Genomic DNA, 14,726 nt, shown 5'->3' with positions numbered 1-14,726 from the left:
AATTTAAGAAGACTATTCTGTTAAAACAAATTCGTCTGCTCGACGAATGACTTTGTTTTCGGGGCTTGGTTGTTGTCAAAAAAACTTATTTGCTTGTGCACAGGAGTGCACGTTTCGTTTCGAAAAAAAGCGACTGTTCCTCAAGGACGTTTCCCGATGTTCCGATAAATTACTTATGTGCATGTTTTGGAACGGTCTAAAAAATTCGGTACTTTCATTGATCGCGATTTCGCTGTTGGTGGGATGTTCATTGAGTTTGGACATTCATGGTCTGGGATCGGGCAGCTTTGCTTCAAAACTATCTCCCCCCTCCATCAACCAAGTGACCGCAGATATTACCGGTATTTCCAGCGCATCAGGAATGTCGATTTTGTCGGTACCGCGGGCGACCACGGCACAAGTAATTCCAATCTCTGTTGAGTTCGATCGTGCGATGGATGTCACAGGCAATCCGACGCTGGAGCTTTCTACGGGCTCAACGCTTAGAAAAGCTAATTACGTATCAGGATCAGGAACTGCAACTTTGATTTTTGAGTATACGGTTGTAGCGGGGGATTCTGCGCCAACTTTGGACTATACAGGAAATAGTGCCTTAAGCCTTAACGGTGGGGAAATCCTGCCAACTAATCAGCAGAGCTCATTCACCGCACAAGAAATTCTGGATTCCCTAAAACTGCCGGATCCAGGCACGGCAAAATCACTGGCGGGTACAACGCCGGTATTGGTGAACACCGTCCCTGAAGTAAAATCAATGAAGTCTCCGGATACCGATGTGTATCTGGATGGAACCAGCCTTGAAGTCATAGTTAAGTACGACCAGCCCGTAACAGTCACGGGCAGCCCGCGCTTACAGATTAAAGTTGGCAGCAATACAAGAAATGCCAACTACGTCGCTCAGATTTCCGCAAGCGAACTATTGTTCCGCTATACCGTAGTCAATGGCGACGACGATACAAATGGGATTGAGCTTCCACCAGCCATTGATTTAAATGGTGCTACAATTTTAAATCCAGCAAATGAAGTTGCCGTTTCCACATTGCCTGTTAAAGACACGTCGAATGTTTTGACTTATACGTCTATCTTGACGGCATCGTTTGTTTCCAGCACACAGACAGTTGTAGTGGGCAGCAGTGCCGTTGATATTCAAATTCCGGTAGTCCTCAGTGCATCAGCTCCGATTCCATTTAAAGTTGCTCTGGCCGTAATGGGCGAGGCGATTGAAGGAGTAGATTATCAGCTTTCCCCGAAGGAACTCAACTTCATCAAGGACTCAAGTATTCAATATGTGTCATTAAAACTTCTAAGCCATGCGACACCGGGCCAGGAAAAACGCCTGCGTCTGGTATTGGCACAAAATCAGTTGGGTACTGGTGGACCGTTGTCACTTACTGAAATTAATATTCACGACGAGAATTTGGCGGCACCTAAAGTTGTAGATTATAAACAAGGAATGCAGTTCGGATGTGCATTGTATGACAATAAAGATCTGAAGTGCCTGGGAAGTAATACAAATGGACAACTCGGTAACGGAACTCTGGTTGATTCTGATAAAGTGTCAGCAATTTCAGTCCTGACAAATGTCACGGCCTTTGACATCAAGAACGAAGTTGTTTGCGCAACGAATTTATCTGGAGAGATGTGGTGTTGGGGGAAGGGTTACGGGGTTCTATCGTTTGCGGGAGGGTACTCGGCGACACCACAGAAAATTGTTTCTAGCGATGCGGTGAAGCCTGTAATGACTTCGACTGTAATATGCTATTTGAATACAAGTAAAAATCTAGTGTGTTGGGGGCGAGACTTCCACGGAGCTTTGGGACAAGGGGTGAATGAAATAACGATTTCTCAATCCAGTCCCATTACTATATCAGGCCCTTTCACGGACGCCGATATTATGTCATCAAATGGGGGGGATTTATTCTGTGCCTTAAAGGAGAACAGCTCCATTCCATCTCAAACCGATCTTTATTGCTGGGGATATAAAAGTGCCGATTTATTTGCTTCTTCGGGCAAGATAAATACATTCCCGACGACTCCAGACGTTACCAACGTTAAGTCATTTAGACTAAGTTATCAAATGGCCAATCTTTGTATTCAAAGAGACGACAGCGGATCTACAAAAAATTTCTGCTGGGGGCAGAACGTTTTTAAAACTTTATCTTTCGGTACGGGCAGCAGTACGGCTTCGTTAACTCCGGTCGAAATGATCCAGGATAGTTCCGGTCGTGTTTACAGTGAGTACCTGCCGGTGTTCAACTCTATCTGTGGAATTAAATCCGATGATCGCAGTGTATGGTGCTGGGGAACCGGGGTGCCGCAGGGACCCATCGCTACAGCAGGCCCGGTGCAAGTGGTGCAGGAAAGAGCCGTACGGTTTTTAAATATTTCATACAATCATTCGCGTTGCGTACTTACAGAAAAAGCCTCTGTTATTTGTTGGGAGGAAAGTACAACTGGCGCTTATGTTTTAAATCCTCAGACGGTAATAAACTCTTCGGTAGAGTCCATAGGATTGCATGGCGATGGCTCCCACGCCTGTATAACTCTGACGGGTGGACAGCTTTCATGTTGGGGATACAACAACTATGGACAGGTAGGTGACCGTACTCAAGTGACTAGGTTGGTCCCAACAATGATCAGTTCTAAAAATATCAAGCAGGTCGTAGTTGGCGGGGGCGGTACTTGCTCAGTGTCCACTTACGGCGAGCTTCGCTGTTGGGGTGAGCATTCCTCTCGAGGGTCGTTAGGTGCGGGAACTCCGACTTCGCGATATATCCTTTCACCACTTATGATTTTGGAAAAGGATGTGGTCAAGGTCGTCATGAGCTATAGCGGCGGTTGTGCGCTTATGAGTACCGGGGCTTTGAAGTGCTGGGGTAAAAACGACTTCGGCCAAGCTCGTCCCGACAATACAACAGATCAGCCATCGCCTTACGAGGTTTTTGCAAGCGGAGTCAAGGACGTCGCAGTCATGGATAGTTCAAGTTGTTATCTGAACACCGAAGGCGAAGTGCGCTGCTGGGGACGTAACACCAACGGGGAGTTAGGCCTTGGAAACTATGCGAGTTTTTCAGGTATGCCTACAAATCCCATTCTGACGGATGTTCAAAGTATTTATGCCGGGGGTAGACAATCCTCATCTCAGGCTTGCGGAATAAAAACCAACGGAGATATGTATTGTTGGGGAGTCGGCTTTGGACTTGGCTTAACGACAACGCCGACGAAAATGCTAGAAAATGTTAAAAAAGTTGCCTTCGGCGGATACAGTTCGATGTGCGTAATCGTCGGTGATGACAGAGCCCTGAAATGTTGGGGCGAGAACTCTTCCGGCGAACTTGGTGATGGAACGAAAGTGGCAAGACCTTTTGCGAGCGGGCCCGTTACTGTGGTAACTTCAGGAGTGAAAGACGTTGCTTCCGGACCCGGATACAACTGCTTTGTGTTGGAGGCTACTGGAGAAATGAAGTGCATGGGCGGAAAAGGCCACGTCTTCGCAACTGGTGAATCAACCAAATACGCCAAGACCGTCTACGGTTTATAATATCCTTTAGATCAACAGTAGCACCCGCGAACGAGTGCTACTGATTCTGCATAAAATTAAAGACCGATAATTGTCTGAGCAACAATTGAATCTGAAACTTTAACGTCTGGATAGCGTTTCTTGAATAGTTCCAAAGCACGTTGGAAGTAAACTCCGCGAACTTCGCCTTCAGTGGCTACGAACATCGCCGCATCGTCTTTAGCTTCGTTGTAAACTTGCATATCAGCAGGCAAGCCAGTTGTTGATACGAACGGGATTAAGCTTGTCACGATAGTATATCCAGTAATGAATACTTCTGAGCGAGCATGAAGAGAGAAAGCCAATACAAAGGCAGTTAACAAATATTTCATAAGAGTTCCTTCTGTTTGCCTGTGTAGTACTGGCAGTGAAAGAAATGAGTCAACCTCAAGTGTCCACAAATGTGATGCTCATCCAATAAAGTGTTCTATGTGCTCGTTATTATCTATTAGGGAACTACGTCTCTTGGTGCGTCGAATCAGACGCCTTGCTTCTTCTGATTAATCATAGAAAAAACAAGGCGACGTGAGCTCTATGCTTTCAAATAAAATTCGGTAGGCGACGGTTTATACCCAAATTCAAACCAAACCAGGCCATGCTCTTTTTCCCAAGCATCCAGCGTTGCGAGATACTCTTTCGGCCAAAGACTTTTTAAAATCGCCGTTTGCTTGTACTGAAGCCATCCGTTCACAGCATGAGCCTTGGAATAGACAGTCTTGCAGGTTGAGCGTAATAGCGCTCTGACTTCGGGGTCTTCGACTTTTTCAAAAACCGTAGCCTCTGCAGCCTTTTCATCGTTAGCGATCGCTCTGTGCATTCTGCTGGCTTCAAGAATCGAAACTCCCGTTGTTCTTGCCAGAATTTTTAGCCAGTCTTCGCGGAATACTAGCATGCCCTTGGTGTCCTTCAGCTCTGGCAAAGTGCCTGGGCAATCAGCCACTGTCCGGTGTGGGTACGCAAAGAACTCTTTACGCATTCCCAGAGACATCAGGCAGTCTTGCACCATGTAGTCCATAGGACCTTGGAAGCTGTTTTCCTTAAAGAACTTTTCAAGCTCCTCATTCTTCCACTGGGATTTTTCCTGCCATTCTAAAGAACTATTCTGATGCGCGTGGAAGTTGGGACTCCATTCAAGCCAGAACAGGCCACGGGTGCCATTTTTAGGAGCCTGCAAAATCATCGGGTCATAGTCGGAAAAAGAATTGAACTCCACTTTGCCGATTTGTTTTTCCAGGGACTTAAAAATATCCAAAAGGGGACTGCGAAACGCAATGACCTCAACGCCAGTTTTTTGCGTAAGTTCATCACACATCTGACCAATCTCGCGGTAACGGGAATACTCTACATCCAGCCAAACGATTTTACTGGCACTGAAAAGTTCCGGCAATAAGCCATAGTCCATGGGATTTCTTTTTGAGTAACCTTCGCCAAACAAAACCAGGCTACCTGCCGAATTTCCACGGCCAGGCCCTAAAAGAATGTTTTCTTTCTTCGCGTATTCGATAATTTCGCGAAGACCGGTGACCACCTGCTTTTTCTCGTGGGAATACAGCGAGATTTCTTCACGCATTTGCAAAAACGCGCGCTCGTCGACCACACCTTTTCTTTTCAGATTGTTTTCACTGATGTCTATGATGTTTTCCATAACTTGACTCCTCTCAGTCGCAGACAATTCCTTGTCTTGTTTTAAAGAGGCCAAAATGGATTCCAGGCTTTGGATCTGCCGCTGCATTTGCGAAACACTTTTGCGACTTTCAATAAGACGCGCTTCCAGAAGTTCCTGCAGTGACCGCTCGTTCGTTTCGCGCAACAACGCCTTGATTTGCTCGAGCGTAAAACCAAGATGTTTGTAGTGCACAATGCGCTTTGCAGCCGAGACTTGCTCGACCGTATAAACGCGGTAACGACTTTCACTGCGAGTGTGCGGAGATAAAATCTCCTTCTCCTCATAGAGGCGCAGAGCCTTGATAGAAAGCCCCGTGCGTTCGCCAAATTCGCTGATAGTAAGCCAGTCATATTGAACCTCTGATACTAAGGCTCAAGTCCGCCCCAAGGGCAGGGTAAAGTAGAAAAAAAGGAAGGTCCTGCTTCTAAACGCGCCGCGCGCACTGCAAGACAAAGAAATTCAAAGAAATTGTAATTCCAGAATTGAAATTAAGGCGGTGACTATTTGTTTTGCTTAAAAATCTCGTCGATATTCGCATGAAGCTTAGAAGTCAGGCTCTCCATCAGAGCTTTCGTAAAGTCTTCCAATGTATCAGCAGATTCAAAATTCTCCTCAAGCAACTCCGCCTCAGCAGTAAGTTCAGTGTCATCCATCACAGAAACATTTTTAGGATCCAAAGACTGAGACATAAACCCTCCGAAAAAATAAAGTGAGCGAATGCGAACTTTTGGGGCCCCAGCGCCATAGCGATGGGGTTTAGCAACATTTTTTAGTAATTGGTGATTGAGAGAATCGAAAGAACAGCCGCAATGGCTAAAAAATGGTCGGGGAGATAGGATTCGAACCTACGACCCTCTGGTCCCAAACCAGATGCGCTACCAGACTGCGCTACTCCCCGACAGAGACAGGAAACTAACTAAAAACCGCCCCACTTGTCAAACTGCTAGATTCTAACGCGTAATATAAGTATCATTTTTTTCATGGAAAAGTTTCTGAACTCGTTACCCAAGCCGGTTCTTGTTGTAGGCGCGATTTTAATCGCCGTCATCGTTTTTATGGTGATGGAGCCGCCCCATACCATCTGTGATACTCAGGAAGAGGGCCTGCGCGAAAGCTTAAAGGGACAACTTTTCTCGACCCAATTTAAAAAGAACACCATCCCGCCGTCTATTATGCGCGAAAAAGAGGCATGTCAGCTCGGGAACAGTGCCGGTTCATGCTACGAGTACTTTTCGACTTTAAAGAACGTGGCAGGGGCGGTGACCAAAGGCTCCTCCCAGTGTGCGGCCCAGCTTTATGAGGTTAAGGAAGTGGGTTCTGCGCTGAATGACGGTATCGAACTGATGGTGCGCCTGGCGTGGGGAGTAAAACCACCAGAGCCGGGGACATTTGAAAGATTCGGTTGGTTGACCGAGTCCGAGATTGCGACTTTCTGCCGCTTAAAAAGTACTTTTGTAAGAGCGAATGGGGAAGAAGCCTGGACAGCACTTCGTCAAAAGATTTCTGCCAAGCTTCCGGGTGAGGAGGTCCCGCTGACGGCGGAGGGGACAGTTTCAACTGTCGAGCCTCGTAAGGCATCAGCGGTCCTGACTGAGGAAGATATCTGGAATCGCAGCCTGTTTTCTGTTCGCTGCGATAATTATTAAAGAGCCACTAGATCAATGGACTTCCAGGTGGGAGTTTTTCGGTTCGACTGAAGCTTTCCGTAAAGGGCGAAGCTTTTGTCGATTTTATTTCTAATTACATAGGACCAAGTCTGAACTTTTTCGAGAGTCCACTCGGTGGGATTCAAACCAAAATGGCTAAGTTCAGTTTGTAGTTTCAGTAGGTTGTTTTGTTGTTGTGTCATGGGAAAGTCCTTCGTTTATTGTTTTTAAAAGTTAACGAAGAACCGATATTGCAACCGGGCTGCCAACCGTTCCGGATGCCAAATCAAAATAAACCCAGTGCGAGTGACGCCGAGCCTTGTGTTGTCTTGGATGCTGGTCTAACTTCTTGGATATGAGACGAAACAGATTTTTAGAATACCTGGTAATTCAAGGTTTAGTGATCGTGGCCGTCATGGTGATATTTGCGTCGATTTCCGATCGACAGGTCGCTGCCACCATCGCAGGAGTTTTATTTGTAGCAGTGCCTTTGGGATTGATGGCCTGGGAGCATCAGCGTGCGGGGTTTAAAGAAGCCGTCTGGTATGCCGGGGTGTTGCAGTTTTGGGTGATCTTTGCTTTACCTATATTAGGTATTCGCCTGATGAACTGGGGTGTGCCGTTCGATCAATTGTCCTTTTGGGGGATTCCGGGACCGCTTTTACACAGCTGGTCGAGCAAATCTTACATGGTAATGATCGTTATCACCGCGATTCGGTGGTTCAAGTTAAATAAAAAGGCCGGCTGATGAAAAGCGGCCAGCTGGCTGCGTTGTCGTGGCTTGTCCTCGCTCCAGCGTACTTATAGTACGCCTGCGCTGCGGGAAGCCTCTCCGCCTTGCATCTGACCACTTTTGATCAGCCGGTGGAGGGTAAAAATAAAAAAGCCGGGGATTGCCCGGCTTTTTTAATTCCAAAAGGAAGCTCTATTCAATTTTAGATCTAATTAGATCTCGAATGGAACTGGAGAGATAGCTTCAGCTCTGTGGAATGTATCGTAAGCATCAGTACCTGAAGGCAATAGAGCCAAGTTACGAGCTTTTTTAACTGCTGCAGCTACGCGTTTTTGTTGAGCTACGGACAATTTAGAGATGCGAGATGGAGTGATTTTGCCACCGTCACCGATAAAACGAGTCAAAGATGCTGGATCTTTGTAATCGAATACGTGGTCGCCAGAGAATTCTTGTCTATATTTGCTACGAGTTGTCTTTTTCATGAGTACCCTCTTTTTGAGTTCCTTTTGGTTTGCGAGTTAATGGGTGTACAAGAAAAAACAGTTGCCATCAAGTGTCTTTTTACTTTATATCCTTGTTTCTTGTTTGCGGCGTCCCTATTGAATTTCAGGAAAGAATCCTGGGGTCGGGCGGCGCTGACCTCGACTTGTAGCTAGTAGGAGCACGTAATGAGCAAATGTGAAATCACTGGAAAAGGCCCAGTTGTAAAAAACTTGGTATCTCACTCCAACATCAAAACTAAAACAACTGCGCAACCAAATGTTCAGAAAAAACGCATCTTTAGCCGTTCTTTGAACTCTATGGTTCGTTTGAACATCGCAACATCTGCGCTTCGTGACATGGAACACGTTGGCGGTTTCGATACTTATATCTTGTCTGCTAACGACGCGACTCTTTCTAAAAGAGCAATGGCAGTTAAGATGAGAATCAAAAAGAAAATCTCTTCTAAGAAATAATTGAGGCTGCAAAATGAAATTGAAAATCAAAAAAGGCGCAACTGTACAAGTTATCACTGGATCTGACAAAGGTAAGAAGGGCACAGTTTTGGCTGTAGACGCTTCTGCTATGAAGATCAGCGTTCAAGGTGTGAAAGTACAAACACACTACGATAAAAAAGATGGTCTTTTGAAAAAAGAAGGCTTCATCGATTATTCTAACGTTAAATTGGTTGAAGCAGCTGCTGCTAAAAAACCAGCTAAGAAATCAGCTAAACAAAAGTCCACGTAGGCAATTCCTTCCCGGGATAAAGCCTAAATTTGGTCTCAAAGGTGATCTCTTCGTTTTAGTCTCCTACATAGCTGCGTAAAATTAAGTTGGATTCAGGAAACATTGTTCCTGGAACAGGCCTGGATCCCAACTTGTTAAGACAGGAGAGCAGCTTGATTAAACGAGACCAAACTAAAGTGGAAAAATACAAGAAAGCACTGGTCGCTATGTCGATGCCAGTGCTTTTTTTTTCGTCCTTAACGTACGCTGACATCGGCGACGCTATGGTTCTCTGCAAGCACAACAAAACAGTACGCACACTGCGCGTTGAAACTGGCTCTGATGAAAAGTGCAAAGCCATTTACACAAAACAAGGTGTGGATCAGACTATTGGTTCTTCGACAGTTAAAGGTTCCTGTGATGAAATTATCGCTGGAGTCAGAAAAACTTTGGAAGAAGCCAAATGGAACTGCCGTGACGTGAAAGAAGCGCGTTCATCGACAGTGATTTCTGTAGAGTAGTCAGCTCCTCTGTCAGTCAGAGAGCTTGAAGGAGAACCTATGAGTTCGGAGTTGGTGATTGCGGTAGCGCAAATGACCTCCATCGATGATGTCGATGCGAACCTGATGCAAATTGAAGCTCTCTTGGAAGATATCTTTAAATCCCACAAGCCGCGTCTGGTGGGATTCCCAGAAAACTGTCTGTACATGCGAACCAAAGAAGGGGAAAAAATCCTGGGTTTCGCATTGAACGATGCGGTGTTTTCTAAAATTTCTGATCTCGCAAAAAAATACGATACCTATCTGCACTTGGGTTCCATTCCGTTGCAGTTGGAAGGTCATCTTTATAATTCTTCGGTGTTGGTCACTCCCAAAGGTGAAGTGAAGCCGACATATCAAAAATTGCATTTGTTCGACATTCATTTGGAAGGCCAAAAACCTATCAAAGAGTCGGATGTGTTCCGTCACGGACAGCGTCCGAGTATCATTGAGGTCGATGGCTGGCGCATTGGGGAAACGATTTGCTATGACATTCGTTTTGCCGAATTGTTTTCGCAGTATGCCCGCAAAGAAGTGGATTTGATTTTGGTTCCTGCGGCCTTTTTGGTGAAAACCGGAGAAGCTCATTGGGAGATTTTGCTACGTGCCCGTGCGATTGAGAGTCAGTCTTATTTAATTGCCAGCGCCCAAGGTGGTACTCACATGGGCATTAACGGGGGAGTGCGGGAAACTTACGGCCACAGCCTGGTTGTGGACCCGTGGGGTGCAATTGTCGGGCAGGTAGAGAGCCGAGCGATCGGGTATTCTGTGGTGACTCTTTCCAAGGATCGAATTGACGGAGTTCGTCGACAGATCCCAATGAAGTTTCATCGCCGGCTTCCGGTTGCCTAAAGCGATAAAATTCTGCATCATTTCTGGTGACATCTTTCTCAATTAGTTTTTAAATGCGCGGTGAACACAAGCGCAGGAAACGGGGTAATTATGATCCGTCTTTTCTTGGTTTCTGTTTTGATGACTTCCTTTTTGGGCCAAACAGTTTTTGCTCAGGAAGTTTTAGCCGGTGCTGTACGCGATGAAGGCCGTGAGGCAGAGTTAGCGCAAAAAGCAAAGAAACGCCTGTATCCAGGCGGCCGCGATGAAGGCGACTTGAAGGTGCAAGCCCAAGTAACAAACCCTCCACGCAAACTGGCTCCTCAAGCAGAACTTCCAGAAGAACCTGCCGAAGAATAAGCCGGCAGCAGCCGGGCAGAGCCGCAGGGTCGGGAGACCCGGAGGCTGAAGCAGCTAGGAGAATTTAATGGTTTATGATCATTTGCCTGAGGGCGTAACACGCGAAACGATGGACTGTGATGTTCTTATCGTGGGTGGTGGATCTGCAGGTTTGTCATGTGCACTTCGTTTGCAGGATCAAATCAACAAACACAATGAAGACGTGGCGTCTGGAGCAAAACAGGGTCAGCCTATTCCAGATCAAATGATCGTGGTTATCGAAAAAGCTTCTGAGATCGGTGCTCACAGTTTTTCGGGTGCAGTTCTAAATCCAGCCGCTCTTCGCGAGCTGGTTCCAAATTTCAAAGATGAAGGCTGCCCGATTGATTCGGAAGTCAAAAAAGACGCCGTTTACTATCTAGGCACTGATTACTCTTTCAAAATGCCTATCACGCCTCCGCCATTTCATAACGAAGGCAACTACATCATCTCTGCCAGCAAATTGAACCGCTGGTTGGCGACGAAGTGTGAAGAAAAAGGTATCAATATTTTCCCGGGCTTCGCAGCTGTTGAGGCTTTGTACGAAGGTAACAAAATCGTCGGTGTGCGCACGGGCGATAAAGGCCGCGATAAAAACGGCAACCCGAAAGGGAACTTCGAGCCAGGTTTGATTTTGAAATCCAAAGTGACTGTGTTTGCCGAAGGTACGCGCGGTTCTTTGTTCAAAAAAGTTTCCGAGAAATTGAATCTTCGCGAAGGCAAAAATCCGGAAGTTTTCGAAGAAGGTGTAAAAGAAATCATTCAGATGCCAAAAGGCTCTGTTGAAGCGGGTCAAGTGATCCACACTATGGGTTTCCCTTTGAGCAAATCCATCGGTGGTACTTTCATCTATACTTTGCCTGAAGATAAAATCATCGTGGGCCTGGTGGCCTACCTTGACACGAACGATCCTCTTTTGGATCCACATCGTGAATTGCAAAAATTGAAAACTCATCCGTTCATGCAAAGCATGCTTAAGGGCGGTAAAGTTATCGCATACGGCGGTAAGACTTTGCCGGCAGGTGGCTGGTACTCCATGCCTAAGCTTTACGGCGATGGCTGGATGGTTGTGGGTGACTCTGCCTCTATGGTGGATGTTAAGAAGCTTAAAGGTATCCATTTGGCGATGAAAGCCGGGATGTCGGCAGCGGATACGATCATTGATGGTTTGATCCAGGGTGCTGAGTTTAACGAATCTGTGACCAAGGGTTATGAAGCCCGCATCGAGAACAGCTTCGTTAAAAAGGACCTGTGGGCTGTCAGAAACTTTCATCAGGCCCTTTCCAAAGGGGTGCTGGAAGGCATGCCTCACATCGCTATGCAGGAGATCACAGGGGGCCGTGGCTTCCAGGATCCGATGCCTTTGGATCATACAGATGCTCAAACGACCAATAAAGTCGTTGAGGTATGGGGCCCTAATGGCTTTGAGGAGCAATTGGGTGAGCTGCCTAAACCAGATGGGGAGCTGTTCTTTGATAAGCTATCCAGCGTCTATTTGACGGGGACTATGCATGACGAGGATTCTCCGAATCACTTGATCCTTAAAGACGGGGATATCTGCCGTTCCGTATGTGAGCCGCAGTACAAATCCCCATGTAATCATTTCTGCCCGGCCTCTGTATACGAGATGGTTCCGTCTACAAAAGAAGCAGGTAAGAAAGAGCTACAAATCAATTATACCAACTGTATTCACTGTAAGACTTGTGATATTAAGTGCCCATTCGAAAACATCGAGTGGACGGTGCCAGAAGGTGGCGGCGGACCACAATATCGCGAGGTCTAACCAGATTCAAATGGGTGGGACCTGGGCGGTATAGGAAACAGGGCGTGGGACCTTGTTTCCTTAACCAAAGAAAGGACCCATCCCCATGGCAGAATTTTTTGCGTCAACAGCACGCGGACTCGTAGATCCTCTAGAACAAGAACTTAAAGATTTAGGCCTTAAAGTTACCGGCAAAACCGCAGGTGGCGTGTACTTTGAGAGCAACTGGGAAGGCTGCTATAAAGCGAACCTTCACTCCCGTATGGCCAGCCGTATTTTGAAACCAATCCTGGATTTCACGGCTTACCAACCTGAAGAATTGTACACGATGATTCTTCGCCATGACTTTACGAAATACATCAAACCAAATCAGACTTTGAGCATCGACGTATCCGTGGGTGATTCAAAAATGCGCGATCAACGTTTCATCGCGATGAAAATCAAAGACGCTGTTATGGACCAGTTCCGCGACAAGTTCGGTGTTCGTCCTGACGTTGATAACTACAATCCGGCACTTCGTATCGTGGTTCGCAGCGTGAAAAATCAATTCAACGTTTCTATCGATACTTCCGGTGATTCCCTGTTCATGCGTGGGTACCGCAAGGACGTGGGTGAAGCTCCACTAAAAGAAAACCTGGCAGCAGGCTTGATCAAGCTTTCTGAATGGGACGGCAAAACAGCTCTTGTGGACTTCATGTGCGGATCCGGAACTTTCATGATCGAAGCTGCGATGATGGCGAAAAACATCGCTCCGGGTATTAACCGCAAGCGTTTTGGTTTCATGAATCTATTGAACTTTGAACAAGACACTTGGGATAACGTGGTTGATGCGGCTATCGCGGGTGAGCTTGAAGAGATCGAAACCAAGTTCTATGCGTACGATATCGACAACAAGGTATTGAAAGCGGCAAAAGAAAACGCGAAAGCTGCCGGCGTGGACGATGTTATTGAATTCAAAAAAGAATCAGTGGCAACTGTTGAGCCACCGGTAGAAAAAGGTTTGATCATCGTGAATCCACCGTACGGCGCGCGTATCGGTGACGAAGACAATCTTCGTGACGTATACCGTGACCTGAGCTTCACATTGAAGCACAGATTCAAAGGCTGGGATGCTTGGATCCTTTCCGGAAACAAAGAGTTGATCGCAGATTTGAAATTGAAATCCACACGCAAACACTTTGTATTCAACGGCAACATCGAGTGCCGCTTCTTAAAATACAGCATGTTCTAGATTCCTGAAAAAAAAGGCGCCCACAGAGGCGCCTTTTTTTATTTCCCAATTCCATTTTCGATTTTCGAATATCCATTTTCTATCTTGGCGGAAGCGCCAAGATTCCAGAGCGGTACTTTTCAATCTTAGTCCACATCGGTGCTCCGCCCTCGGCCAAAGGATTAAACGGGCCTGCTTCCAGGTTATCGATTGAATCCAGACGGCGCATGCTGTGGGCTTCGATCACCTGACCGAAGGTTCCTGGGAAGACGTGATAGCCCGCGTGCGCCACTCCGACAAAGAACGGTGCCGACGTGAATTCTTCAGGTGGGTTCAGATCGAAATTCACCAGGGTTTTCTTGTCGTCGATTTTTACTGTGTAATACAGGTCTTTCTTCATCACAGTTTGGTAGCGCATTTCGTGCATGCCCCACGCAGGATTGTAGATATTTTGGCCTGAAGAATCCTTAACGCCGGAATCCCAACTAACGGGTTTGCCTTTGGTTAAAGATGGATCCTCTGCATCCCATTCTTTGTTCAAATCAGGGCGGGGATTCCAGTACAAGACCTTCCAGCCAAGCTTTTGCAGGTGTTGAGTCAGCACCACGCCGCTTGTGCCGTTAGCGATAACATTTTGATCAATGCGCTCCCATAGGGATTTAAGAGCCGGTTCTTGAGTGGCGTCGATACCCTGCTTTAAGCATTTGCGGGTTAGGCCGATGCAGCTGATGCCTTCCATTTGATCTACCACGAAGTCAGGTGCTCCGACTTGACGTACGATTTGCAGGCGCTTGTCGCGGGTATTCAGGGTTGGATTGCGATCTCCATAGTATTTGGAAACGCCGTACTTTTTGAAGAAAGCCAAATGGGTCTTGTAAGTATCCTCGATACAGCCGCTGGCAGTTTTAACAATCGTATTGTTGTGTTGAAGGTATAGGGCTTTTTCAGCGGGACTCACCACCAGGTCAGCTGGTTTTGCCTGAGCAAAGACAGTCAGTGGTGCGAGGGCAATTAACACACTTACAGCGAATGACATGGAAAGCTCCAGGTAAAAGTAATATGAGCTTTCTATCAAAAAGCGTTCCCCGATGGCTAGGGCATATGGCGTTTTTAATCCCCAAATGCTTGTCGAAAGTTTAGCCAGTGACGAGTTTCGAGGGGAATGGTGACCTATTGTGCCCAGTTTTTGTGTTCATACA

General features: G+C 46.6%; 16 protein-coding genes, 1 tRNA gene and 1 pseudogene. 10 read left to right on the top strand and 8 right to left on the bottom strand.

Going from position 1 to position 14,726, the window contains the following annotated elements:
* Nucleotides 1–175 precede the first annotated feature (175 nt).
* Nucleotides 176–3,538 (top strand): UVB-resistance protein, encoded by a 3,363-nt coding sequence (locus ACLWNV_RS14130; RefSeq protein WP_413585092.1) that lies wholly within the window; start codon nucleotides 176–178, stop codon nucleotides 3,536–3,538.
* 56 nt (nucleotides 3,539–3,594) lie between these two features.
* Here ACLWNV_RS14130 and ACLWNV_RS14125 read toward each other — a convergent pair whose 3' ends face one another.
* From ACLWNV_RS14125 to ACLWNV_RS14105, 5 genes and pseudogenes are all read right to left on the bottom strand, one after another.
* A complete protein-coding gene (locus tag ACLWNV_RS14125) occupies nucleotides 3,595–3,888 on the bottom strand; it encodes a DUF2388 domain-containing protein (RefSeq protein WP_413585091.1) in 294 nt (97 codons plus the stop codon).
* A gap of 200 nt (nucleotides 3,889–4,088) precedes the next feature.
* Nucleotides 4,089–5,201, bottom strand: coding sequence for a hypothetical protein (locus ACLWNV_RS14120; RefSeq protein ID WP_413585090.1), 1,113 nt, complete (start codon nucleotides 5,199–5,201; stop codon nucleotides 4,089–4,091).
* A 168-nt stretch (nucleotides 5,202–5,369) separates the two neighbouring features.
* A pseudogene (locus ACLWNV_RS14115) lies at nucleotides 5,370–5,558 on the bottom strand (MerR family transcriptional regulator); the annotation flags it as partial.
* Nucleotides 5,559–5,722: 164 nt separating this feature from the next.
* Complete coding sequence (locus ACLWNV_RS14110) at nucleotides 5,723–5,911, bottom strand: hypothetical protein (protein WP_413585089.1); 189 nt, start codon at nucleotides 5,909–5,911, stop codon at nucleotides 5,723–5,725.
* Nucleotides 5,912–6,043: 132 nt separating this feature from the next.
* A tRNA-Pro gene (locus ACLWNV_RS14105) sits at nucleotides 6,044–6,120 on the bottom strand.
* Between the two features lie 82 nt (nucleotides 6,121–6,202).
* Here ACLWNV_RS14105 and ACLWNV_RS14100 point away from each other — a divergent pair.
* On the top strand, nucleotides 6,203–6,868 hold the full coding sequence (locus ACLWNV_RS14100) for a hypothetical protein (protein WP_413585088.1): 666 nt from the start codon (nucleotides 6,203–6,205) through the stop codon (nucleotides 6,866–6,868).
* Here the strand turns inward: ACLWNV_RS14100 and ACLWNV_RS14095 are convergent.
* Complete coding sequence (locus ACLWNV_RS14095; RefSeq protein ID WP_413585087.1) at nucleotides 6,865–7,071, bottom strand: hypothetical protein; 207 nt, start codon at nucleotides 7,069–7,071, stop codon at nucleotides 6,865–6,867. The two genes, ACLWNV_RS14100 and ACLWNV_RS14095, sit on opposite strands and share 4 nt — an antisense overlap.
* 152 nt (nucleotides 7,072–7,223) lie before the next feature.
* On the opposite strand from ACLWNV_RS14095, the gene ACLWNV_RS14090 reads away from it, so the two are divergent.
* Nucleotides 7,224–7,616: a hypothetical protein gene (locus ACLWNV_RS14090; protein WP_413585086.1), complete on the top strand. Its 393-nt coding sequence runs from the start codon at nucleotides 7,224–7,226 to the stop codon at nucleotides 7,614–7,616.
* 197 nt (nucleotides 7,617–7,813) lie between these two features.
* Here the strand turns inward: ACLWNV_RS14090 and rpsR are convergent, their stop codons facing one another.
* On the bottom strand, nucleotides 7,814–8,083 hold the full coding sequence (gene rpsR / locus ACLWNV_RS14085; protein WP_142701242.1) for a 30S ribosomal protein S18: 270 nt from the start codon (nucleotides 8,081–8,083) through the stop codon (nucleotides 7,814–7,816).
* A 186-nt stretch (nucleotides 8,084–8,269) separates the two neighbouring features.
* On the opposite strand from rpsR, the gene rpmB reads away from it, so the two are divergent.
* From rpmB to ACLWNV_RS14050, 7 genes are all read left to right on the top strand, one after another.
* Entirely contained in the window at nucleotides 8,270–8,557 is a 288-nt protein-coding gene (gene rpmB, locus ACLWNV_RS14080; protein WP_413558304.1) for a 50S ribosomal protein L28, read from the top strand.
* 13 nt (nucleotides 8,558–8,570) lie between these two features.
* On the top strand, nucleotides 8,571–8,828 hold the full coding sequence (locus tag ACLWNV_RS14075) for a KOW motif-containing protein (protein WP_413585085.1): 258 nt from the start codon (nucleotides 8,571–8,573) through the stop codon (nucleotides 8,826–8,828).
* 152 nt (nucleotides 8,829–8,980) lie between these two features.
* Nucleotides 8,981–9,328, top strand: a complete 348-nt coding sequence (locus ACLWNV_RS14070) for a hypothetical protein (RefSeq protein ID WP_413585084.1) — start codon at nucleotides 8,981–8,983, stop codon at nucleotides 9,326–9,328.
* Nucleotides 9,329–9,367: 39 nt separating this feature from the next.
* Nucleotides 9,368–10,198: a carbon-nitrogen hydrolase family protein gene (locus ACLWNV_RS14065; RefSeq protein ID WP_413585083.1), complete on the top strand. Its 831-nt coding sequence runs from the start codon at nucleotides 9,368–9,370 to the stop codon at nucleotides 10,196–10,198.
* Between the two features lie 90 nt (nucleotides 10,199–10,288).
* The gene (locus ACLWNV_RS14060; RefSeq protein WP_413585082.1) at nucleotides 10,289–10,537 is read left to right on the top strand and encodes a hypothetical protein; all 249 of its coding nucleotides are present in this window, start codon (nucleotides 10,289–10,291) and stop codon (nucleotides 10,535–10,537) included.
* A gap of 67 nt (nucleotides 10,538–10,604) precedes the next feature.
* A complete protein-coding gene (locus tag ACLWNV_RS14055) occupies nucleotides 10,605–12,338 on the top strand; it encodes a 4Fe-4S dicluster domain-containing protein (protein WP_413585081.1) in 1,734 nt (577 codons plus the stop codon).
* An 85-nt stretch (nucleotides 12,339–12,423) separates the two neighbouring features.
* Entirely contained in the window at nucleotides 12,424–13,548 is a 1,125-nt protein-coding gene (locus ACLWNV_RS14050; protein ID WP_413585080.1) for a THUMP domain-containing class I SAM-dependent RNA methyltransferase, read from the top strand.
* Nucleotides 13,549–13,627: 79 nt separating this feature from the next.
* Here ACLWNV_RS14050 and ACLWNV_RS14045 read toward each other — a convergent pair whose 3' ends face one another.
* Entirely contained in the window at nucleotides 13,628–14,563 is a 936-nt protein-coding gene (locus ACLWNV_RS14045; RefSeq protein ID WP_413585079.1) for a hypothetical protein, read from the bottom strand.
* Nucleotides 14,564–14,726: the final 163 nt, after the last annotated feature.

The sequence above is a fragment of the Bdellovibrio sp. HCB274 genome, from assembly GCF_047306075.1.
Lineage (GTDB): Bacteria > Bdellovibrionota > Bdellovibrionia > Bdellovibrionales > Bdellovibrionaceae > Bdellovibrio.
This window is presented reverse-complemented; position numbering and strand designations above follow the sequence as displayed.

Bases quoted from the DNA above. Each gene is read 5' to 3' on its own strand.
- ACLWNV_RS14130 (WP_413585092.1), top strand. From the start codon at position 176: ATGTGCATGTTTTGGAACGGTCTAAAAAATTCGGTACTTTCATTGATC.
- ACLWNV_RS14125 (WP_413585091.1), bottom strand. From the start codon at position 3,888: ATGAAATATTTGTTAACTGCCTTTGTATTGGCTTTCTCTCTTCATGCT.
- ACLWNV_RS14120 (WP_413585090.1), bottom strand. From the start codon at position 5,201: ATGGAAAACATCATAGACATCAGTGAAAACAATCTGAAAAGAAAAGGT.
- ACLWNV_RS14110 (WP_413585089.1), bottom strand. From the start codon at position 5,911: ATGTCTCAGTCTTTGGATCCTAAAAATGTTTCTGTGATGGATGACACT.
- ACLWNV_RS14100 (WP_413585088.1), top strand. From the start codon at position 6,203: ATGGAAAAGTTTCTGAACTCGTTACCCAAGCCGGTTCTTGTTGTAGGC.
- ACLWNV_RS14095 (WP_413585087.1), bottom strand. From the start codon at position 7,071: ATGACACAACAACAAAACAACCTACTGAAACTACAAACTGAACTTAGC.
- ACLWNV_RS14090 (WP_413585086.1), top strand. From the start codon at position 7,224: ATGAGACGAAACAGATTTTTAGAATACCTGGTAATTCAAGGTTTAGTG.
- rpsR (WP_142701242.1), bottom strand. From the start codon at position 8,083: ATGAAAAAGACAACTCGTAGCAAATATAGACAAGAATTCTCTGGCGAC.
- rpmB (WP_413558304.1), top strand. From the start codon at position 8,270: ATGAGCAAATGTGAAATCACTGGAAAAGGCCCAGTTGTAAAAAACTTG.
- ACLWNV_RS14075 (WP_413585085.1), top strand. From the start codon at position 8,571: ATGAAATTGAAAATCAAAAAAGGCGCAACTGTACAAGTTATCACTGGA.
- ACLWNV_RS14065 (WP_413585083.1), top strand. From the start codon at position 9,368: ATGAGTTCGGAGTTGGTGATTGCGGTAGCGCAAATGACCTCCATCGAT.
- ACLWNV_RS14060 (WP_413585082.1), top strand. From the start codon at position 10,289: ATGATCCGTCTTTTCTTGGTTTCTGTTTTGATGACTTCCTTTTTGGGC.
- ACLWNV_RS14055 (WP_413585081.1), top strand. From the start codon at position 10,605: ATGGTTTATGATCATTTGCCTGAGGGCGTAACACGCGAAACGATGGAC.
- ACLWNV_RS14050 (WP_413585080.1), top strand. From the start codon at position 12,424: ATGGCAGAATTTTTTGCGTCAACAGCACGCGGACTCGTAGATCCTCTA.
- ACLWNV_RS14045 (WP_413585079.1), bottom strand. From the start codon at position 14,563: ATGTCATTCGCTGTAAGTGTGTTAATTGCCCTCGCACCACTGACTGTC.